At 40.5% G+C, this 21,246-nt stretch carries 19 protein-coding genes and 2 pseudogenes; 5 read left to right on the plus strand and 16 right to left on the minus strand.

Annotated features, from left to right (window positions below; all coding sequences use genetic code 11):
• Positions 1–5: 5 nt before the first annotated feature.
• Positions 6–686: a YoaK family protein gene (locus QR40_RS09780; protein WP_044294690.1), complete on the minus strand. Its 681-nt coding sequence runs from the start codon at positions 684–686 to the stop codon at positions 6–8.
• 162 nt (positions 687–848) lie between these two features.
• On the opposite strand from QR40_RS09780, the gene QR40_RS09785 reads away from it, so the two are divergent.
• A complete protein-coding gene (locus QR40_RS09785; protein WP_044294692.1) occupies positions 849–1,715 on the plus strand; it encodes a LysR family transcriptional regulator in 867 nt (288 codons plus the stop codon).
• 263 nt (positions 1,716–1,978) lie between these two features.
• Here the strand turns inward: QR40_RS09785 and QR40_RS09790 are convergent, their stop codons facing one another.
• Entirely contained in the window at positions 1,979–4,351 is a 2,373-nt protein-coding gene (locus QR40_RS09790) for a cation-translocating P-type ATPase (RefSeq protein WP_052430782.1), read from the minus strand.
• Between the two features lie 271 nt (positions 4,352–4,622).
• On the opposite strand from QR40_RS09790, the gene QR40_RS09795 reads away from it, so the two are divergent.
• Positions 4,623–5,078 (plus strand): phasin family protein, encoded by a 456-nt coding sequence (locus tag QR40_RS09795; protein ID WP_044289706.1) that lies wholly within the window; start codon positions 4,623–4,625, stop codon positions 5,076–5,078.
• Positions 5,068–6,693 (plus strand): ABC1 kinase family protein, encoded by a 1,626-nt coding sequence (locus QR40_RS09800; RefSeq protein WP_081998842.1) that lies wholly within the window; start codon positions 5,068–5,070, stop codon positions 6,691–6,693. Before QR40_RS09795 ends, QR40_RS09800 begins: the two co-directional genes overlap by 11 nt.
• A gap of 186 nt (positions 6,694–6,879) precedes the next feature.
• On the opposite strand, the gene QR40_RS09805 is transcribed toward QR40_RS09800, so the two are convergent.
• The 3 genes from QR40_RS09805 to QR40_RS09815 all read right to left on the minus strand — a co-directional run bounded on the left by QR40_RS09805 (position 6,880) and on the right by QR40_RS09815 (position 9,041).
• On the minus strand, positions 6,880–7,533 hold the full coding sequence (locus QR40_RS09805; protein ID WP_330373715.1) for a DapH/DapD/GlmU-related protein: 654 nt from the start codon (positions 7,531–7,533) through the stop codon (positions 6,880–6,882).
• Between the two features lie 2 nt (positions 7,534–7,535).
• Positions 7,536–8,039 carry a GreA/GreB family elongation factor gene (locus QR40_RS09810; RefSeq protein ID WP_027296345.1) on the minus strand — a complete coding sequence of 168 codons (504 nt, stop codon included), beginning with the start codon at positions 8,037–8,039 and terminating at the stop codon, positions 7,536–7,538.
• Between the two features lie 159 nt (positions 8,040–8,198).
• Positions 8,199–9,041 (minus strand): AraC family transcriptional regulator, encoded by an 843-nt coding sequence (locus tag QR40_RS09815; RefSeq protein WP_027296344.1) that lies wholly within the window; start codon positions 9,039–9,041, stop codon positions 8,199–8,201.
• A 116-nt stretch (positions 9,042–9,157) separates the two neighbouring features.
• Between QR40_RS09815 and mgrA the strand changes: the two genes are divergently transcribed.
• Positions 9,158–10,159 (plus strand): L-glyceraldehyde 3-phosphate reductase, encoded by a 1,002-nt coding sequence (mgrA, locus tag QR40_RS09820; RefSeq protein ID WP_063837262.1) that lies wholly within the window; start codon positions 9,158–9,160, stop codon positions 10,157–10,159.
• A 123-nt stretch (positions 10,160–10,282) separates the two neighbouring features.
• Here mgrA and QR40_RS09825 read toward each other — a convergent pair whose 3' ends face one another.
• The 5 genes and pseudogenes from QR40_RS09825 to QR40_RS33115 form a co-directional block, all read right to left on the minus strand.
• A complete protein-coding gene (locus QR40_RS09825; RefSeq protein WP_044294695.1) occupies positions 10,283–11,299 on the minus strand; it encodes a DUF7309 domain-containing protein in 1,017 nt (338 codons plus the stop codon).
• Positions 11,300–11,586: 287 nt separating this feature from the next.
• Positions 11,587–14,298 carry a translation factor GTPase family protein gene (locus QR40_RS09830; protein ID WP_044294698.1) on the minus strand — a complete coding sequence of 904 codons (2,712 nt, stop codon included), beginning with the start codon at positions 14,296–14,298 and terminating at the stop codon, positions 11,587–11,589.
• 217 nt (positions 14,299–14,515) lie between these two features.
• Complete coding sequence (locus QR40_RS09835) at positions 14,516–15,472, minus strand: GNAT family N-acetyltransferase (RefSeq protein ID WP_044294700.1); 957 nt, start codon at positions 15,470–15,472, stop codon at positions 14,516–14,518.
• A gap of 17 nt (positions 15,473–15,489) precedes the next feature.
• On the minus strand, positions 15,490–16,488 hold the full coding sequence (rsgA, locus tag QR40_RS09840; protein ID WP_081998843.1) for a ribosome small subunit-dependent GTPase A: 999 nt from the start codon (positions 16,486–16,488) through the stop codon (positions 15,490–15,492).
• A gap of 257 nt (positions 16,489–16,745) precedes the next feature.
• A pseudogene (locus QR40_RS33115) lies at positions 16,746–16,862 on the minus strand (DUF6783 domain-containing protein); the annotation flags it as partial.
• Here QR40_RS33115 and QR40_RS33120 point away from each other — a divergent pair.
• Positions 16,839–16,952, plus strand: a pseudogene (locus tag QR40_RS33120) (DUF6783 domain-containing protein); the annotation flags it as partial. The pseudogenes QR40_RS33115 and QR40_RS33120 sit on opposite strands and share 24 nt — an antisense overlap.
• On the opposite strand, the gene QR40_RS09845 reads toward QR40_RS33120, so the two are convergent.
• From QR40_RS09845 to rplM, 6 genes are all read right to left on the minus strand, one after another.
• A complete protein-coding gene (locus QR40_RS09845; protein WP_044294704.1) occupies positions 16,938–17,705 on the minus strand; it encodes an ABC transporter permease in 768 nt (255 codons plus the stop codon). The pseudogene QR40_RS33120 and the gene QR40_RS09845 overlap by 15 nt on opposite strands.
• Positions 17,698–18,618 carry an ABC transporter ATP-binding protein gene (locus QR40_RS09850; RefSeq protein ID WP_044294707.1) on the minus strand — a complete coding sequence of 307 codons (921 nt, stop codon included), beginning with the start codon at positions 18,616–18,618 and terminating at the stop codon, positions 17,698–17,700. Before QR40_RS09850 ends, QR40_RS09845 begins: the two co-directional genes overlap by 8 nt.
• 4 nt (positions 18,619–18,622) lie before the next feature.
• Positions 18,623–18,865 carry a PLD nuclease N-terminal domain-containing protein gene (locus tag QR40_RS09855; protein WP_052378002.1) on the minus strand — a complete coding sequence of 81 codons (243 nt, stop codon included), beginning with the start codon at positions 18,863–18,865 and terminating at the stop codon, positions 18,623–18,625.
• Positions 18,866–18,945: 80 nt separating this feature from the next.
• On the minus strand, positions 18,946–19,560 hold the full coding sequence (locus QR40_RS09860; protein ID WP_044294709.1) for a TetR/AcrR family transcriptional regulator: 615 nt from the start codon (positions 19,558–19,560) through the stop codon (positions 18,946–18,948).
• 772 nt (positions 19,561–20,332) lie between these two features.
• A complete protein-coding gene (gene rpsI / locus QR40_RS09865) occupies positions 20,333–20,725 on the minus strand; it encodes a 30S ribosomal protein S9 (RefSeq protein ID WP_027296328.1) in 393 nt (130 codons plus the stop codon).
• Positions 20,726–20,742: 17 nt separating this feature from the next.
• Positions 20,743–21,171, minus strand: a complete 429-nt coding sequence (gene rplM, locus QR40_RS09870) for a 50S ribosomal protein L13 (RefSeq protein ID WP_027296327.1) — start codon at positions 21,169–21,171, stop codon at positions 20,743–20,745.
• Positions 21,172–21,246 lie beyond the last annotated feature (75 nt).

Consider the following 21,246-nt stretch of genomic DNA (forward strand, 5'->3'; position numbering starts at 1 on the left):
AAACGTTAATTTTCTCCCTCTGCATCTTCTTTTATAAACATGACCAGAAAACCGAATGCTAAAAAGACACAGCAGAACCATACAGCTCTGTCTTTAAATATCCGCGTCATTACAACTCCCAGAATAGCTCCCATAATAAAAACCAGGATAATCCCATAGTATTGCAGACTGCGCTTTCTGAGTTCCGGATTCTTAGTCTGCCTATATGCACAAAACAATTCTGTAGCACTTCTCAGATTGCCGGTACACATTGTTGTAGCATAAGAATTTCCCTTCACCTTTCGAAAGCTTTCTACCTGCATAGCACACACAAAGGAGACGCAGACATTTGCCAGCAGGTTCAGTGACTGAGGCAGAAATCCCACTGCCAGAAGCAATATTATTTCCAATAGTACAATAATTTGCCGCCAGTGGATTTGCGTATTCCGCTGAAACCTCTCTTTAATTTTTTCCACAATATAAATCCCAACTGCAAATGCCAGTATGGGTATGATGTATTGAATTCCTTCCGTCCACTGACCCTGAGACAAATTCTGTCCGAGAAGAACCATGTTTCCGGTCTGTGCATTTGCAAATACATGTCCTCTTGCATTATAAGTATAGGCATCCAGGTAACCTCCCACAACCGCCAGTATAATTCCCACTGGTATGGACTCTGACATTTGTCCATGCCTTTTTTTCTTCATAATTATATGCACTCCTCTGCCTTGCATTACTTTTCAATTTACTATTATATTCTTGTCATTCCATCATATCCAATATATAATAATTATATTTACATAATATAAATATTATATGTTGAAATTTTCCCAACATATAAAGATGAAAATATAAGAGGATAAAATACCATGGAACTTCTACAACTAAAATATTTTTTGGCTGCTGCTAAATACGAACACATTACCCAGGCTGCAAAAGTCCTGCACATTGCACAGCCTGCTCTCTCCCAGTCCATCCACCGGCTGGAATCAGAACTTGGCGTTTTACTGTTTGACCGCAAGAACAGAGGCATCGCCTTAAATGACATGGGTAAGCGGCTGGAAGAGCGCCTCCTTCCCATTATGTCCGCTCTGGATCATCTCCCGGCAGAATTACAGGCAGTGAACGAGAATGCCAGCCGGACAATCCGCTTAAACCTCCTTACTGCTACCGCACTGGTTACCAGCTGTATCATTTCTTATAAATCTCTGCATCCGGATATCATATTCCAGCTGTCCCAGGATCAAAATGATACGGTCTATGATCTGAGTATTTCTTCTGCTATTCCCGGAAATGTACTGGACAGCAAAAGCCTGCTCTTGCTCCAGGAAGACTTTTTTCTGGCTGTTCCCGCAAATTCGCCCTACTCCTTACGCCAGTCCATTTCTCTGGAAGAAACCCGGAACGAAGGCTATATCAGCTTCTCCGGTTCCAAACCCATCCGTACAATCTGCGACCAGTTCTGTCTGGCGGCAGGTTTTACACCGCACATTGCATTCGAAAGCGACAGTCCCGAGGCTGTCCGTAACCTGATTGCTGCCGGTCTTGGAATTGGCTTCTGGCCTAAATATTCCTGGGGTCCTCTGCCTGATCTCCCCCAGGTAGTCCTCCTTCCCATTGACAGTCCGGTATGCCGCCGGGACATAATCATCACATACGAACAGGTTGTAATGAATAAAAAGCCAATTTCTGATTTTTATCAATATCTGATTCAATATATCAGGGATTTAAATTAGTACTGCATTGCACATATGCCGCGAACAACTCAAGATTTTAGTTAGCATAAACAGAATATATATATAAGTTGCAAAACATTATATTTGGGTTTAGCTGAGTAAGGGGACGCTTTGTAGATGGAGATCGAGCAACGGAAAGATGGGAGTGGGCAGTGAGCTTTGAAATGCATCAGGATTTCGCAGCGAATGCCCGCGTATCGCCAAACTCTCTAACTCAATCACAAAAAAACGCGCCAGGACCACAGCGCGTTTTTTCTCTTATTTTAATTTTCACCAACTGATTGTTTTCTCCCGGAAATAGAACCTGCTGAATTTTTCCCCTGGCTTATGTGAATAATCATAGACACGATTCGTTCCAGCAACAGAGCTCCTACAGAAGCAAATCCCAGTACCAGTACCGCTTCAAAGCTAAGTCCTTCGATTTTGAGCAATGAATGAAACAATGTAATCGCTGCAATGAATCCAAACGTCATCGTACTGCATACAAAAACTCTCAGTTTTGTAAATGGAGCACTGGATCTGATCACTGCGGCAATACTCACAATACCTACCAGAAGATACGCTGCCGTATTCATTTGCCCTGCACCGATTCCAAGCAGCGGGGCTGCCAGATAAACAGACATGATACCAAATATAATGGCGACGGCATTCGGCACAGCTCTTCGAAACGCTGCCGGAAGAAATTTTTCTCCCACTTTATTTCCATTGGGTTCAAACGCAGTTAAGAATGCCGGATAAGCTTCAATCGCAGCATCTATCAGTGTAATTTGTATCGGAATAAATGGAAACGGCATATTTAACAAGATACAGATCACCGTTAATAACACGGAGTATATGGTTTTTACAAAAAATACCCCTGCTACTCTGGTTACATTATTTACTACTCTCCGGCCCTCCAAAAGCACATCCGGCAGGGAAGAAAAGTCAGAATCCAGCAATACTACCTGAGCAACCTGCTTAGCCGCATCACTTCCTTCGGCAACGGCAATACTGCAGTCCGCTTCTTTCAGTGCCAGCAGATCGTTCACCCCATCCCCTGTCATTGCTACCGAATGCCCCTGTTCTTTCATTGCCTGCAGAAGCTGTTTTTTCTGTAATGGAGTAGTTCGTCCGAATACGGTGTATTTTGAAGTAATCCGGGTTAGATCTGCCTCTTCCGCTATGGTGCTCATATCAATATACGCCCGGTAATTAGCCAGCCCTGCCTCTTTACCAATTGAAGATACTGCTGCCGGATTATCACCGGAAATGATCTTAATCTCCACGCCTTCCTTCCTGAAATACCGCAGTGTTTCCGAAGCATTTTCCCGCACCTTATCATTGATAACGACAGCCATTAACGGGCAGACTCTTGTAAGGGTTTCGTCCGGCTGTACCTGGTCCCGGGTGATGCCTGCAATAATAACCCGCTTTCCATTTTCAATCTCTTTTTGAAGAAATCCCGGTATCCTGCCATCTAACAGACGTTCCGGCGCTCCGACAACAAATGTTCCGCCCCCCTCAAAAGAAACTGCACTCCACTTTCTCTGGGAGGAAAATGGTATTTTACCGATAACTGTATAAGAATCTTCCTCCTTGTAGTATTCCTTCAAAGCCTGGAAAGTAGCATTATTGTCATCACTGTAATGTAAAAAACTGCCCATCATTTTATGGAAATCCACCTCGATGCCGCTTTCCTTCGCCAGATCATAAGTCCTGCTCACCTGCATTTTCCCCTCGGTAAGCGTCCCTGTTTTATCCAGGCAAAGAATATCCACATGGGCAAGGGATTCCAGTGAATACAGATCCTGTATCAGAACCTTTTGTTTCGCCAGCTTTATCACACCGCCAGCCAGTGAAATGCTGATCAGAAGAACCAATCCTTTGGGCAGCATTCCAAGTAATCCGGCCGCACTGGATACTACCGCACTGAAAGTCGAATCCCCTCTTAAGAAAAATGCTTCCGCAAAAAGGATCACGCCCAGCGGAATAATCAGGAAACTTGTAACCTTCGTAACTTTTTTCATAGAATTCATCAACTCTGAGTTAACGCTTCTCATTTTCTTTGCTTCTTCTGAAATCTTTGCAGCGTAATTTTCGTTCCCTACATGTTCTACCTGCGCGTAACATTTCCCGCAGATTACACTGCTTCCGGAAAGCAGCCTGTCTCCGGCTCTTTTTATAACAGAATCCGATTCTCCTGTCAGAAGTGACTCATTTACTTCCAGCTCTCCTTCCATCACAATAGAATCGCAGCTGATCTGCCTTCCGCTTTCCAGAAGCATTATATCATCCAATACAATCTCTTCCACTGAAATCGTCTGCTCTTCACTATCCCGGATTACTGTTACTGTGGGCATGGATAATAATGATAATTCTTCCACCAGTTTTTTCGCCTTTAATTCCTGTGCAATCCCAATGATAATATTTAAAAGAATAATACCGGTAAACACCATATTGGACCAGGCACCCACTACTGCCAGGGCAACTGCGATCAGCGCATTCAGCAGATTAAACAGAGTAAACACATTAGACTTAATAATTTGTCCTTTTGTCTTTGTAATATTGCTCTGTACAATATTCTGCTTCCCCTCTTTTATCCTGTCTGCTATTTCATTTTTATTTAATCCCGACTTACAATCAACCTCTGCTTTCATTTTACCATCCTCTCATCAGCCGGTGAATATCTGTCCGGCCATTTCTGTAAAAGGTCATATTAAGATTTTAGTCTAACCTTTTTATGTAAAGTCTGTGTAAAGTCAGGCTAAACAATTTCTTAATAATTCATGGATAAATTATAATTTTGTTCTTATGTATAAAATCTTAATAAATTTATAAAATTTTCCTAAAAGCGAAAAATCGTCTGATAATATGTTATACTATAAAAATAGTAACTGTACATCAGCAAACATAGAAAGGACGACTTATATGGAACTAGGTGAAGGTTTAAAGAAAATATTTCTGGCAGGCGTTGGCGCAATTGCTACCACAGCGGAATCTACCATGGAGATCATAGATACCCTTGTAAAAAAAGGTGAGATTACCGTTGAACAGGGTAAGGTATTAAATGAAGAGTTAAAGCGGAATGCCAAAGAAAAAATGAACGACCATGTAACTGTCAATATTGTAAGGGAATACAAAGATGTCATGAAAGCAGTAAATCACATGACCGAAGAGGAACTGGAAGCATTAAAAGAAAAAATTGCTGCAATGGAGAAAGAAAAGCCAAACTGCTCCTGTGAAAACGGGGAAGATTGCTGCTGTAACTCTTCTGATGAAAGTGAGAATTGCTGCTGCAGTTCTGACGAAACCGAAGATTGCTGCTGCAAATCGGCAGAAGCACAAAACGATATAAGCGGAGAAGAAAAGGATCATGACCAATGATACTTTAAAACAGGACATCCCCCCACTGAATACCAGGGAGGAAGATTTCCCCGGCGGTCGTCTGAAAGACATCCTGGACGTACTGAAAAAGCATCATATCACCCGTGGCTTATCGCCGGTAAAGCTGCGGGAAATATTAGAAGATCTGGGTCCTACTTATGTAAAGCTGGGACAAATCATGTCTATGCGCTCTGATATGCTGTCGGAAGCATATTGCAAAGAACTTTCAAGACTTCGTACGCAGGTGAAGCCCTTGTCTTTTGATATCATAAAATCTGTTATAGAAGAAGAGCTTGGACGGCCATCCGGTGAGATATTTTTAAAAATTGATCCGCTGCCTCTGGGCTCTGCTTCTATTGCCCAGGTGCATATGGCGTCTTTATCAGATGGTACAAACGTTGTAATAAAAGTACAGCGACCGGCAATTAAAGAAACCATGTCCAATGACATAAAACTTCTTAAGAAAGCAGTCCGTATTTTAAAAATAACAATGGGAACCGGTAATTTAATTGATTTTAAAACGGTTCTGGATGAGCTCTGGAAAACCGCACAGGAAGAGATGAATTTCCTGCTGGAAGCCAGAAACCTGGATTTATTTTATAAAAACCAGGAAGAAATTGTCTACATCACCTGTCCTCAGGTTCTGCACGAATACACCACTTCCCGCATGCTGGTTATGAATTATATCGAAGGAATCCCCATTGATCATATTACAGATCTGGAAAAACAGGGCTATGACATGACGGAAATCGGAGAAAAGACAGCGGAGAATTATTGTAAACAAATTCTGGAAGACGGTTTCTTCCATGCTGACCCCCATCCCGGCAATATCCGCATCTCAGGCGGACAGATTGCATGGCTGGATCTTGGTATGACCGGTCATTTATCTGAATTTTACAAACAGCTCTTAAGAAGGGCCATACTTTCTATCTTAAAAAACGATATTTATGAGCTAAAAAATGTACTTCTGGCTTTAGGCGAAGCAAAAGAACGAATTAACCATGCCCGGCTGTATACGGATATTGATGACATTGTAAGTAAATATGTCTCCATGGATTTTGGCAATATGAAACTGGGAGAACTGATCGAAAAACTCCTGGATATGGTAAAGGAACACCACATCGCCATTAATATGGATATTACACTGCTGGGGCGAAGTATGATTACAATGGAAGGCACGCTCAGCATCTGCTCACCCAAAGTAAATATACTGCAGATTCTCTCTGCCCACATGTCATCGCTCTTACTAAAGGAATTGGACTGGAAAAAAGAGATTTTGCACAAAGGCCGATCTATCTACACTTCCTTTGATAAGTTCCTGGATATTCCGGCTCAGTTGTCCGATCTCCTGAATATAACGAAAAATGGTCAGGCAAAAATAAATCTAGAGATACCTGATTCCAGGGAATTCCTATATGGAATGCACCGTATGACGGACCGATTGGTTCTGGGAATTCTGGCTGCTGCATTATTTATCGGCTCCAGCCTCATCTGTATGACCGATATAACTCCGGAAATCTTCTATATGCCATGGATTAGTTTTGCCGGGTTTTCTCTTTCCGGGATTCTGATAATCTGCCTGCTGATTCAAATTATTTTCAGACGAAAAAAATAAGCTTTGATTTCCGTAATGACCGGATATCAAAGCTTATTCTTTTTATTCCTTATCGCCATTAACTGCCCCCAGACGCACAGATGGTTTTGTTTTCCCGTGGAAATCACTCCCCATGGTTTTTATCAGTCCCAATCTGTCTGCCAGTTCACAGTAGTATGCAGTCTGCTCTGGATAATTGGGCGATTCCTATATATGGAATTCCCCGTCTACCTTTCTATCCTTCGTATAATACTCCTTGTCACGCTCCGTTATCTGACGCATAACCCTGCATGGATTTCCTACCGCCACTACGTCTGCAGGTATATCGTGGGTAACTACACTGCCTGCTCCAATAACCGAATTCTTTCCGATTCGGACTCCCGGTAAAATCACTACATTCGAACCGATCCAGACATCATCTTCAATTACAACCGGAATGGAAAACTGCGTACCCCGGCGGCGGAATTCATAATTTACCGGATGACCGGTAGCGGAAATTGTTACATTCGGTGCAATCATGACATGATCTCCGATATACACATCAATATCATCCACAATTGTCAGATTAAAGTTAGCATAGAAATAATCTCCAATATGTACATTACATCCATAAGACATAAATACCGGTGCTTCAATCCAGATGTGTTCTCCCATTTCTCCAAGAAGTTTTCCCAAAATCTCTTTTTTTGCCTTCAGGTCAGAGGGACGGGTTGCATTATAATCAAAAATCAATTCTTTGCAATCCTGTCTCTGTTTCTCAATTAATTTCTCGTATCTCTGATCCTCTTCACTTTCATTTCCTTCTTCGTAGTATAAAAATCCTTTTTCCATGCGTTCTTTTAATGTCATCTCTGCCTCCATATTTAAAAACTTCTGATTTGATCTGCCTCATCTTCCAAGGTCTTTTCAATCGACCGAATCACAATATAATATCCATAATTGTCATTTACCCTGATAAAAATACGGTCATTTACCTTGTGTCCCATAATTGCTTTTCCAATGGGAGATTCCGTACTGATTAATCCTTTCATGGAATTTCCTCTGATGGATGTAACCAGCCTGAATTTTTCAGAAACTTCGTCTTCTTCAAAATAAACTTCTACTGTATTATTTAATCCCACTTCATCTTCCCTGGAATCATCGGTAATAATCTCTGCTGTTTTCAGCATCCTCTCCAGATAACGGATTCTGCTTTCATTTTTGTTCTTGTCCTTTTTAGCCGCATGGTATTCAAAATTTTCACTCAGATCTCCATGTGCTCTGGCTTCCTTCACTGCTTCCAGTGCTTCTTTGCGCACAACCAGTTTTCTGTGCTCGATTTCTTCTTCTATCTTCTTTACATCGCTTTTCGTCAGCTTTTCCCGCATTTTGGCTCCTTTCTTCCAGATTGATTCCTTATTAGTTACTTGTTGGTTTTTGGTTTGTTCCAGTTTTTTCTGTTAATGATGCCAATTATATACTATCCTGCTCTGTTTGTCATTGCATTTTTTTGCGGAACTTCCCGATTTAATTCGGTTTATTTTTCATTATTTACCCTTATCTTTATGGCATAATTTACGATACTCCGCCGGCGAGACACCGTAATGCCTTTTGAACTGAATATAAAAGGTCTGCCTGGAATTCATCCCGATCAGAAGATCAATCTCACCAATGGGAATCCGGGAGTTTTCTAACAGATCTTTTGCAGCTTTCATTCGGCATTCCATTACATACTGCCAAATTGTACATCCGGCTTCCCGTTTGAAAATCCGTTCCATGTAAGTGGAATTTAAGTGAACCTGTTCTGCTATTTCCTGTATATTTGAGAGCTTGCAGAAATAATTTCTGATATACTCCTTTATCTGGACTATATATGCCTTAACCGAAGGATTTTTACTGTAATAAGCATCTGCTGTATCCATTAAGAATTTATTCGTCAGCGTAGCAATATATATTTCCCGGTTTTTATCCTGGCATTCACTGTGCAGCCTTCCGAAATCCCCAAGCAGCAGATGTGCATCTTCAATCACGCTGCATCCGTTCAACTGACGCAGAAATTCTCCCAGCTGCCTGTCATGCTCTGCCAGGGCAGCAAAAGAAAGCATGGGTATGTTCATTTCTTTTAACCGGAACTCCCCTCCCATAACTGTGCAGGGTACATTTCGGTCAAAGACTTTTTGATGTGGATATTCTCCTTCTATAATGATCATATTTTTCTTTTTTAATCGGTATTCTTTTTCACCGACGATATAAGTGCAGGCACCTTCTAAGATATAATTTATTTCCAGGCCCCCATGTGAATGCTTTTCCATACTGTAACATTTCCAATTCCCATTCACATAACAATGCTGGGGCCAAATGATCTGATTTTCTACTTTTGGACTTTCCATAATGTTCTCCTTATGTTAAAAATACAAACCTATCATAAAATATCCAGTCCGAAAAGTCCATAGTATAAACTACTTTTCTGATATAAAATGTATAAAAAACCAGAAAGGAAATAATTATGTACACAGCTGATCCTACAAGATACGACAATAAAATGCAATATCATAAATGCGGAAACAGCGGCCTGTATCTCCCGGCATTATCCCTGGGAATGTGGCACAACTTTGGTTCCGTCAATAACTTAGAGGATATGAAAAAAATTCTGTTCACCGCATTTGATAACGGAATTACACATTTTGACCTCGCCAATAATTACGGTCCGGTCTATGGCAGTGCAGAAACCAATATGGGACAAATCCTGAAATCTGACCTGATGCAATACCGGGATGAACTGATCATTTCATCCAAAGCCGGATACGACATGTGGAAGGGACCATATGGTAACGGCGGTTCCCGTAAATACCTCACTGCAAGCCTGGATCAAAGCCTGAAGAAAATGGGACTTGATTATGTAGATATCTTTTACCACCACAGACCCGACCCGGATACCCCCCTGGAAGAAACCATGCTGGCACTTGACCAGATTGTGCGCCAGGGTAAAGCCTTATATGTTGGCATATCCAATTATAAAAAGGAAGAAGCCAGCAAAGCATATGCTATCTTAAAAGAACTGAAAACACCATTTGTCATCCACCAGCCTTCCTATTCCATGTTAAACAGATGGATAGAAGAAGATGGATTAAAAGACTTCTTATTCGACCACGGTATAGGCTGCATCGCATTCAGCCCGCTTCAGCAGGGCATACTAACCGGTAAATATTTAAACGGTATTCCTTCTGATTCCCGTATAGGAGGTCACAAAAGCCCCTATTTACACGAAAAAGACTTGAATGCCGAAATGCTTCATAAGGTTCAGCAATTAAATGAACTTGCTGCAAATAGAGGCCAATCGCTGACCCAGATGGCTCTTGCCTGGATTTTAAGAGATGGAAAGGTAACCTCCGTACTCATCGGTGCAAGTAAGCCGGAGCAGATTCTGGAAAATATAAAGGCACTTGAAAACACCTCTTTTACAGAAGAAGAACTGAAACAAATAGATAGTATCGTCTGCCATTCATAAGTATTGTGAGGGTTTGTCAAGATCCTAACGTAAAAAATCAGGTCAGAAACCTTTATTGGATTTCTGACCTGATTTTGCACTGCTTCCGTGCACTGCAATTTACATATCTACCAGACATTTATATCACGGAATAACAGATGATTTTATTTCATGAAGCATATCATCCAACTCATATAACGAATCCTGTTCCAGCCTTATCTCACAATATTTGCAAATATCCTTAAGCGCAGCTAACACCCATGGATTTCTGGCACGAATTACTTTCATAAGTCCATTTTTTTCCACATATAAAATAAAAAACTGTAATATTTTATCAATTTCATTTGTATCCATTTGCAAATAATCCAATTCTATAATTGTTCCCGAATTCCCGTCCAACGCAATAAACAGTAATGGATTAACCGGTCTGTCATGTCCTATTTCCTGAACTCTGGTATTCATATACGCAATATCAATTACAAGTTCTGTATTGCTCTTTTTCAACCCTTTTAAGCGTTTTTTTACTGTATCATCCCGAAAAGTAACTTTAGGAAAATTTTTTTGAATTTTAGGGTAAGGTATTGCAAAGTTCTGCCACTCATCACGTTCTTTATTATAGACACGTCTCACCATTTCTCCATGTTCAAAATCTACCTTAAGTCCTCTATAGACAACACTTACAAAAGCCATAATAAGCCCTTTAAAGGTCTCAAGTAAAACTTTAACTTCCCGTTCATCCGGAATATAAGGTGCATATCTCTTCTTAAATGATTCGAAATATAGCCATTCCCCTTTGTCTCTGAATTTATACCCAAGTTCCCTGATTAATTTTTTCTGCTCTGGTGGAACATCTTCTCTATCCCCAAAACAGCAGCTTAAACTTGACTGTTCAAACATCACATATTCAAAGGGAAGACCCAATTTTTCCATTGATGTAAGCATTTCAAAATCTTCCAGACCTTCTACCCCCTCATAAACGCCAACACCATAATAATTTCCGCCGGATCCCATGATACTACAAAAAACATCTTCCCCGGATTCTTGCAGTTCTATGGACACAAGATCACAGTCCCAAAAATATTTCCAGGGCTCTAAAGCCTTTAGTTCCAATGCAACCTGATATAATTCTTTCCACAATGTAATCGATGCTTCTTTTCTCAAATTGTATTTTCTCCCTTCTCTTGAGTACGAATTAAATTGTTTTCAATCCATACAGGTAAACATTTGGCATCTGTATATCGCATCCTTACTGTCCATCCCATGGTTGATAAAATAAGCCGTAATATTTTTTAGCTCTTCCTTGCTTATTCTCTTGTCTTATCCATGTATTTCCAGGAAATCAGTCAGGAATGCGTTTGCCATCCCGCAGAACTTTCTGATTAAAATTAATCCCTAATGCGAAATTCTCTCAGGGATTAACGGTAATAATAAGAGTCCCAGCGAGGAAACTATTTTATCTCTTTCTTCCCCAGCCGCACATCCTCCATATAATCAGCCATTTCATCCGACATATGGTTAAACAGGTAATTCCGGCTGTTTTGCCGTTTCGCCAGACATTCATTTCGAATCTCATTATTCACGATTTCAATTTCCTCTTTCAGCCCCCTTGCAGAGAGCAGATTTCCACCTTGTCCCATGATAATTACCTGTTCCAGGCGATCAGAAGTAGCCACTGTCACATGATATTTTCTTCCGATCTCATGCACTACTTTCTCAATGTACTGATCTGCCGTCTCCGCTTCCTTCGTATAAACCACATGAATATTGTTGTACAAAAGCACCTCTCCAATATTCCCTTCCACCTTATAAGCATCAAAAACCAGAATCAGAGTACACTTTTTATATCCCTGATAATTGCATAGTATATCCATCAGTTTATTTCTGGCACTCTCAATATTGACTTCTGCCAGATCTTTGAGTTCATCCCATGAAAAAATGATATTATAGCCATCCACCAACAGATACTCATCCTGCATATCCGGTTTCTGCCTGATCTTTACTTTGGTCTCGTCTTTATTTACAGAGGTACTGCGAAACGAGGAATCACTTCGTTCCCGTTTAATCGGTCCAAATGTCCTGACAAAGATTTCCTCTAATTCTTTTTCACTTTGCCAGCCCCCCGACTCCCCCGGCACAGACGATGAGGATAGCGCTTCTGAAATACCTCTTTTCACCTCCACCTCCGGTAAGGATAATCCGCTTTCCACATGCATATATTCCTGCACCTGATCCCACTTAACCACAAAGCCTGCCCCATGAGAGCAGAAAACAGACCCGGTAGGATTATCCAGATCATGTTCAGAATCATACCCAATTGCTTCTATTACTTCATCTGCATTATGGCAGGGCGCATATCCTTTAAATGTACAGAACAACCTGCCTCTTCCTTTGGTATATGCGATTACCTCCGTCTGATAATCCCTCATAGTCACTACCGGCGCAGTTCCCGAAAGTACAGACATTTCCCCTTCCATCAGAGGCGATCCAAAGGTTCCGTGCATTTTCTGCATATCCGCTAATGCCCTTCCAATCATTTCCGCCGGGACTTCTAAACGATATTCATAGTACGGTTCCAGCAAAATACTTTTTGCTTTCTTTAACCCCTGTCTGACAGCCCGATAAGTCGCCTGTCTGAAATCTCCGCCTTCCGTATGCTTTTGGTGCGCCCGTCCTGTAACTACCGTAAGCTTCATATCTGTAATGGGTGATCCTGTCAGTACTCCTAAATGCTCCTTTTCCTCCAGATGTGTCAAAATCAATCTCTGCCAGTTCCGATCCAATATATCTTCACTGCAGGCAGACGAAAACTGTAAACCGCTTCCCGCCTCCAAAGGCTCCATCAGTAAATGAACTTCCGCATAGTGGCGAAGGGGTTCAAAATGCCCCACCCCTTCTATCGCTTCCTGTATGGTCTCTTTATATAAAATATTTCCGGTACCAAATTCAACCGCAACGCCAAACCGTTCCAAAATCAGTCTTTTTAAAATCTCGATCTGCACTTCTCCCATCAACTGGGCATGAATCTCATTTAGCTGTTCATTCCATACAATATGCAGCAGCGGATCTTCTTCTTCCATCTGTCGCAGCTGCAAAAGCATACGGTGTACGTCACACTCCGGCGGAAGCTGAATCTGATAGGTCAGAACCGGTTCTAAAACCGGGATCTCAGATGCTGCTTCTATCCCCAGTCCTTCGCCGGGATAAGTTTTACTAAGGCCTGTAACTGCACACACACTTCCTGCCTTAGCCTCATTTACCATCTCATATCTGCTCCCGGAATAAATACGGATCTGATCTGCCTTTTCCTCCCAATATTCAGATTCTTCCCCGGTTCCTCTTTCAGCAGTACTCCCCGAACCATTAGACAGAAGAGTTTTCACTTTCAGGCTTCCTCCCGTAATTTTCATATATGTCAGCCGGCTTCCCTGGTCATCTCTCGCAATCTTATAAACTTTTGCCCCAAACTCTTCCGGAAATACCTTAGGTTTCATATATGTTTCAATCCCTTTTAGAAATTCTTCAACACCGGTAAGTTTTAGTGCAGATCCAAAGAAACAGGGGAACACTTTTCTTGCCATTATTAATCTGATAATATCTTCCGTCTCTAGCAATCCCGTTTCCAGATACCGTTCCAGGGATGTCTCGTCGCACATTGCAAGATTTTCCATAAAGTCATCCCGGTTCTGCTCTGTTCCAAAATCGGTACACCCTTCATCCAGCCTTTTTTTCAATTCTGCCATTAGTGCTTCTTTATCCGTTCCATTCTGGTCCATTTTATTTACAAACAAAACCATAGGAATCTGATAGCGTGCCAGCAGCCTCCATAACGTCTGGGTATGCCCCTGAACTCCATCAGCCCCATTTATAACAAGGATTGCATAATCCAGTACCTGAAGCGTACGCTCCATTTCCGCTGAAAAATCCACATGCCCGGGGGTATCCAAAAGAGTCACCTGTGTTTCTCCCAAAGTAAATACTGCCTGTTTGGAAAAAATGGTAATCCCCCTTTCCCGTTCCAGTTCATAGGTATCTAAAAATGCGTTCCCATAGTCTACTCTTCCCAATTTCCTTATACTGCCGCTCAGATACAGCATACTCTCAGACAACGTTGTCTTGCCTGCATCTACATGGGCTAAAATTCCTATTACTAATTTTTTCATTTGCATTCTCACTTATATCATATTACTTTATTTTCATTCGTTATATCCGGAATTAACATGAAACCGAATAAAAATATTATAACATTCCTGTCCGCTGATGACTATTATAAAGTAAAATAAAATGTTGAGAACCGTTTAAAGCCCCTCCGCTATTCGGAGAGGCCTTTATCTGCTGCAGCGATTTCCCTGCAAAATGTCTGTAACCTTTTATTGAGGTCTACCTCATAACCAACAGACGTTCATCAATTCTTCTAGCATAACTATAAGTATAATTTTCAAAATATTTCCCCCAGAACCTTAATGCTGCAGGATTCATTGTTTCACAATCAACGCCAAGATATGTCTTACCTTCACTTTCACATATCTGGCATAGATATTCCAATAACTGTTGTGCCACGCCATATTTTCTATAATTTTTTTCCACATAGGCACCACATATATTAGATATGGACGGATGTTCTGATAAAAAAGTTTCCCCCACATCGTCCAGAGCCATATAACCAATAATTTTCCGGTCTTTTTCAGCAGCAAAGATTCTGACATGATCTTCGTAAAACCATTCAGAATTTTCATCTGTACTTTTCCAAAAAAACGTGGGGGCTTTACGAAGATGGTGTATCAGCCCCATTTTCAGTGGCTCTGCTAATCGTTTATCTCTGCCTGTTAGCTCTCTGCATTTTAATTCCCTATCTGCTTTTTCCACAATTTTTCTGTCAGACAGCCTAAGCATTGCATCCGCACATCTTATACCAAACCCATTCATAATAAGACTTCTGCCGGCTTCGTCATCGTGTGCATATCTGCTCAAAGCAAATCCACAGATCCCGTTTTGGACGATCTCTTCTGCTGCCTCTGCAAATAAAAGAGATGCCAGTCTGCCTCTGTCCGTTCCTGAAAACGCACTTCCTCCAATTGGTGAAAATACCCCTCTCACATTTCCAAAAGCTCCTTCTATCGGGCCTGTGAAGGCCAAATAGCCGATTAGAGTATTGTCCAGAATTGCGGCTTTTCCAAGTCTGTTTTGGAATAATACTTCAATGGTATGGCTAATCTTATCCCTAAAATCATCCTGTATTAATAATCTACAACTCCTGAGCTCCTGCTCATATTCATTTACAGCAAGTGCAACCGCACCTTTCAGATATCTATTCTCTAAATCTTTTAATTCTATCACCTCCGCCACCTCCTATGCTATCTTTGATTTTTATTCTTATTCTTTTTCATTTTACCGGATCTTGTACTGCTTTTTCCTCTCCATGAATTATTTTCCTCATTCAGGGTGCAATACAATTCCCACCTGGATTTTGACAGTGTCTGATTCTGAATAGCCCCTATGATAGCACAGCCAGGTTCCGTCATATGTCTGCAATCAGAAAAACGGCATTGGCTGATAAGTTCTGATATATCCGTAAATGTGTTTTCTAACCCTTCATTCACCTCACACATCCCCAGTTCTCTTATCCCTGGAGAATCTATGATTGTCACCCCCGATGGAAGGGTAATTAACTGTCTATGTGTGGTAGTGTGGTGTCCTTTCGAATCTGATTCACGTATTTCACTAACCTTCATAATGTTTTTTCCAGTAATTGCATTTATCAAAGTTGATTTTCCAACCCCGGAAGATCCTGCTAAAACAATCGTTCTGCCTTCTTGCAAGTATGCGTCTAGGCAGTCCATCCCTTCTCCTGTCAGTGCGCTGACTGCGCATACATCTACATTTTCTGAGATGCAGCTCACTTCTCTCACATATTTTTCTTTGTCTTCACAGAGATCTGCTTTAGATAGGATCACAACCGGCATGGCTCCGCCCTGCAAGGTTACCGTAATATATCTTGTGATGCGATTAAGATTGTAATCTTTATTCAATGAAACAACGATGAATACGAAATCAAAATTTGCAGCTAATATTTGTTCTTTCATATTTTTAACAAATCCTGCTGCATGTCCTGACTGGTCTGGCCGCTTCAAAATGCTTTTTCTCTCAAGGACTTCTCTGATCAAAGAAACTCCATAAGGATTATGTTCAAACATAACATAATCACCAATTGCCGGAAGCTCCCTATCCTCTTTATAAAACGTGCCCTTTAACTGGGCATTTACAATTCCATCTTTAGATTCGATTGTATAGATTTTACGTTGGACCTCACAGATCCGGCCCTTAATAATACTTTCTTTTTTAACTATTTTCAAATTATTTCCTCCAATTTTGGGTACAAAAAAACTTGCCCATTGGCAAGTCTGTTTTATACAGTATTTACGAAAGGGTTACACGCACACATCAGTCTTAGACTCTGTGTACACAGTATTAAATTAATTACAAATCACCATTTCCAGTTTTTTCATAATACATTCACTCCTTTCGAATATCAAAATCGGGTTATTATTTGCCCCTATAGTTTAATTCACAATGGGTATTTTGTCAATAGTTCTCTTTAAAAAGGTTCTCTTTAAAAAGGATAGGCAAAAGTGCTAGAGCTTGTTTGAAAATTCATTCCTGCCATCTGCACGCCCCACTTTGCGGCATATTTGCCCCGAATTCAGGTTACGTAGCCCGCTACGCGCCCTTCATCCGGGACAAATCTCCCACAAACTGTGACGCACAGCTGCCAGAAAGCAATTTTAAAACACGCTCTAGCATTCTAAATTTCCTGTGATTTGAACAGTCTGACAGCGCTCCAGATACATACCAAAACAAATACAATCGCTACCAGTATCTGACCAGCTACTCCCTGAACAGTAACAATACCAGAGACTGCGCCTGCCGATGCCAAAAGCAATCTCCCCGGCATTAGTCCCCCAATGGCTGGAAGGTAAGCAGAAGCGATCAGGAGTAAATATCCTCCAAACGCAAAGATTGCAGAGCTCACCGCCGTTTTTGCTATGGAACTTGCCAATATCGTAACCGCAAGCAAAACAATAGCAAACATTAGATATAAGGCAGCACTAATGAATACATCCCATAGCCGGCCTGCAATGCCAAACAGGTAATAGGTATACCCCCAGCATAATAGTAATGCCGGTAAAAAAGCTGCCACAACTATTAAGACAGCCGCACAGTATTTTGCAATAATAAAATGTGCCGGGGGGAGATTTTTCGTGAGCGTTAATGCTGCTGTTTTACTGATTTTTTCACCGGAGACAGCACTCATGAATAATAAGAGAATGGATATTCCTCCTATCTGTGCCAGGTTATTATAAAATTGGCCCCAGCTATCCGTCCACACAGGTTCCGTTACGAGTATTGGAGCTTCACTTCCCATGGCAAGGCTGATAATTTCCCGCATATAGCGCGCTAAAATCGGACTTGCCATTCCAAATAACATAAAAATACCCATCAGAATGTAGATCTTTTTGGTACGATGTCCTTCAATCAATTCTTTTCTATAAAAGGTTATAAAACTACTCATTCGATGTCACCTCCATAAAAATATTCTCCAGTGTGGGTGCTGAAACCTGGTATTTCTCTAAAACTGCCTGGGATTCTAACAACATGTGAGGGAGTATTTTTCCTAGCATCTGCATATCAGATGCATAAAGCTTTAACTCAAAATTATTGCATTTTTCATATAGAACATCTTTGCAATTAGAAAAAATCTTCATCATTCGTTCGCAATCCTCCTCCGTGTAGAATTTAATCTGTGCCGATTTTCCCGCATATTTTTTCTTTATTTTTCCCATTGAACCGGCCTCAACAATCTTTCCATGGTCCATAATAATTGCATAATCACAGGTGGACTCCACATCAGCAAGGATATGCGTGGAGAAAAACACGGTCACACTTCCTTGTAAGGAACGAATAATTTCCATCACTTCATATCTGCCAATAGGATCGAGGGCACTGATTGGCTCATCTAAGAAGATAGTTTTCGGAGAATTCATAAGTGCCTGGGCTATTCCAAGGCGTTGCTTCATCCCCCTTGAATATCCGGATATTGCTTTTTTTGTATATTGTAATCCAACCTTTTCTAATAGGTATTTTGTCCGCATCCCACGCTGTTTCGCACTCATTCCATACAGTCTGCCACAAAAATCCAGATATTCATGTGCCGCAAGATAACTATAAAAGCTGGGTACATCCGGTAAATAGCTGATATCAGAATTGCTATTTTCTCCATAAACCCGTTCTCTGCCGTGAAGGATAATTTTTCCTGAGGTGGGACGTGCCAACCCAACCAGCATTCTGATGGTAGTTGTTTTTCCGGCTCCGTTTCTTCCTAAAAATCCACAGACCGAACCCTGTGGAATATTTAAACAGAGGTTATCCACTGCATGAAAATCCTTGTACTGCTTGGTTAAACCAATTGTTGTAATGGCGTCCATACAATTACTCCTTTCCATCCGATGCATCTTCATCCAATTGCTTTGCTCCCAATGCAAAATAAATTACCGGGCCAATCAGGCTTACCGCAATAACAACAATCATCCATATAAGCTTTTTATCAAAAGATGCGTTTTTTCGCAGAATACTGATTAGTGACACAATCATTAATACACCTTGCAGTAAAATAATGGGAACAAGTATCGGAATTAAATTCTTGATTTGTTCCATCGTGAGTTGAATCCCCATAAAATCATCTCCTTTATTACCGACAACTTGTCAGTTAGTTATCAAAATAATATCAACGACACCATAAAGTATCGTTGATATTAGAATGTATTTTCTTTGCAGCCTAATACTTTCTCTAGCAGCTGATTGAAAACAGTTAAATACTTTTTGGCAGCCTCCATATCCTCTGCATAAAAATCCCTGCTGTTTAAAGTAAACAGATAAGATGTTATTAAAAAAACGGAGACTTCTTTGGGATGATCTACAGAAAAAACCCCAGAGTTATTACCCTGAACTAAAATGGACTCAAAATACTCCGCCATAGTTTCCGCAGACTTTCGCAAAATCTGATCTATCATATAAGTATTTTCGGGCATCCGGACTGCTTCTTGTAAAGAACGGTTTTCTCTTGTATTAGCTGATTCAGGAATAATCGTCGCACTAAAAAATAGTTTTACTTTTTCTACCGGACTTAACGTATTGTCAAATGTTATTTTACGCAGTGACATATTTACAGCTGCAGCTTCTACTTCAACAATATGCTTTAAAATATCCTCCTTAGACCTAAAGTGATAATAAAGCAATCCACGGGAAATTTTCAGATCATCTACGATATCCTGCGTCGTAACATTTGTAAAACCTTTTATCAAAAACAAATTTTTAGCTGACTGGATAATTTCTGCCCTGCGAACTTCCGGTTCCTTCACCTGTCTCATAATTATCCTCCTTAATTTATTATAGAATAACACGCAACTGACAAACTGTCAATATTGGAGAACTCCGAACCCCAAAAATAGGCGTTTCATGAGCCATTTGTCAGTTACGTGTTAGTTACCCACAGATTCTGATAATATTCTAAACTGTTTAATTACTCAAATTTTTATTGAATTTAATATCATGTTATGTTATATTATAGATAGAAAAGGAACAACCGCCCACAAGGGGTTGACCCATAAGTTTAGTTAAAGAACCGCCCTTACTCGCCAAAGTACAAGGGCGGTTTTGCTATGTAGAACTACTTACAAAACGAAAAAACGAATGTAAGTAATGCCAAAAGGAACAGACCAAAAGTCATTATATCCTTAAAATCAAAATGATTTTTCATAAGCATCACCCCCATTCTATAAGAATAGGAGTCAACTCACCCTGCAACACGATTGTCCTTGCGTCCATTTTATCATATGGAGTATCTCAATACAATCTATAAATTGTATTGATTTTCAATACCCCCTATTCTTTTTGCCCAGACATCAAAACGCCACTAATCAAATTTATTTCTGACAAACCTTTATTGACGCTTGTTGATCTACCACCATATAAGTCTTATCTCAAATACCCCTTTTTTGTCTGTTATGTGTCCGCTACTTGTCTGTTACGAACATGTTTTCATAACTTTTTAGGCTTTCACATAATTGCTTTAGACATAGAGAAACCCTTGAAAACACTGAGTTTTCAAGGGTTCTGTTAATTTTCTTATAATACTTCTTATTATCTCTTGGAGAACTGAGGTGCACGACGAGCTGCTTTGAGTCCGTATTTCTTTCTTTCTTTTGCTCTTGGATCTCTTGTTAAGAATCCTGCTTTTTTCAGAACTGGTCTGAAATCGCTGTCTACCTGAAGTAATGCTCTGGAGATACCGTGTCTGATGGCACCAGCCTGTCCTGTTGTTCCACCACCATGTACGTTTACTAAAACGTCATATTTATCGTTGGTCTCTGTAGCTACTAACGGCTGACGTACGATAACTTTTAATGTCTCAAGACCTAAATAGTTGTCGATGTCTCTTTTATTAATAGTAACTTTACCTGTTCCAGGTACTAAATATACTCTTGCGATTGATTTTTTTCTTCTTCCTGTTCCGTAGAATTTTGCATTAGCCAATGTTTTTTACCTCCTTCTTAAAATGTTAATACTTCTGGTTTCTGAGCTGCATGATTATGCTCTGCACCAGTGTACACGTGAAGTTTTGTCATCATGGATCTTCCTAAAGGTCCTTTTGGAAGCATGCCTTTAACTGCAAGCTCGATAACTCTTTCCGGCTTCTTGTTTAACATTTCTCTTAAGGTAGTCTCTTTCATTCCACCAACGTAGTCTGAATGATGATAATAAATCTTCTGATCTAATTTCTTACCTGTTACCTGGATTTTTTCTGCATTTGTGATGATTACGTAATCACCTGTATCGATGTGAGGAGTAAAGATCGGTTTGTTCTTTCCTCTTAATATTTTAGCTACTTCTGATGCTAAACGACCTAATGTATATCCTGTAGCGTCAACTACGTACCATTTTCTTTCAATTGTTGCTGGACTCGCCATAAAACTCTTCATTGGTTTACCTCCTTGGATAATTAACTGTTTCTATAGTAAAACGTCTCACCGGGGCTTTGGTTTTTAACGTCTACG

The organism is Robinsoniella peoriensis, from assembly GCF_000797495.1.
In the GTDB taxonomy this organism is placed as follows: Bacteria; Bacillota; Clostridia; order Lachnospirales; family Lachnospiraceae; genus Robinsoniella; species Robinsoniella peoriensis.

Bases quoted from the DNA above. Each gene is read 5' to 3' on its own strand.
- QR40_RS09830 (WP_044294698.1), bottom strand. From the start codon at position 14,298: ATGAAAAAATTAGTAATAGGAATTTTAGCCCATGTAGATGCAGGCAAG.
- QR40_RS09780 (WP_044294690.1), bottom strand. From the start codon at position 686: ATGAAGAAAAAAAGGCATGGACAAATGTCAGAGTCCATACCAGTGGGA.
- QR40_RS09860 (WP_044294709.1), bottom strand. From the start codon at position 19,560: ATGAGACAGGTGAAGGAACCGGAAGTTCGCAGGGCAGAAATTATCCAG.
- QR40_RS09815 (WP_027296344.1), bottom strand. From the start codon at position 9,041: ATGGAAAGTCCAAAAGTAGAAAATCAGATCATTTGGCCCCAGCATTGT.
- QR40_RS09795 (WP_044289706.1), top strand. From the start codon at position 4,623: ATGGAACTAGGTGAAGGTTTAAAGAAAATATTTCTGGCAGGCGTTGGC.
- QR40_RS09800 (WP_081998842.1), top strand. From the start codon at position 5,068: ATGACCAATGATACTTTAAAACAGGACATCCCCCCACTGAATACCAGG.
- mgrA (WP_063837262.1), top strand. From the start codon at position 9,158: ATGTACACAGCTGATCCTACAAGATACGACAATAAAATGCAATATCAT.
- QR40_RS09845 (WP_044294704.1), bottom strand. From the start codon at position 17,705: ATGAGTAGTTTTATAACCTTTTATAGAAAAGAATTGATTGAAGGACAT.
- QR40_RS09785 (WP_044294692.1), top strand. From the start codon at position 849: ATGGAACTTCTACAACTAAAATATTTTTTGGCTGCTGCTAAATACGAA.
- QR40_RS09805 (WP_330373715.1), bottom strand. From the start codon at position 7,533: ATGGAGGCAGAGATGACATTAAAAGAACGCATGGAAAAAGGATTTTTA.
- QR40_RS09790 (WP_052430782.1), bottom strand. From the start codon at position 4,351: ATGAAAGCAGAGGTTGATTGTAAGTCGGGATTAAATAAAAATGAAATA.
- QR40_RS09810 (WP_027296345.1), bottom strand. From the start codon at position 8,039: ATGCGGGAAAAGCTGACGAAAAGCGATGTAAAGAAGATAGAAGAAGAA.
- QR40_RS09855 (WP_052378002.1), bottom strand. From the start codon at position 18,865: ATGGGGATTCAACTCACGATGGAACAAATCAAGAATTTAATTCCGATA.
- QR40_RS09850 (WP_044294707.1), bottom strand. From the start codon at position 18,618: ATGGACGCCATTACAACAATTGGTTTAACCAAGCAGTACAAGGATTTT.
- rplM (WP_027296327.1), bottom strand. From the start codon at position 21,171: ATGAAGAGTTTTATGGCGAGTCCAGCAACAATTGAAAGAAAATGGTAC.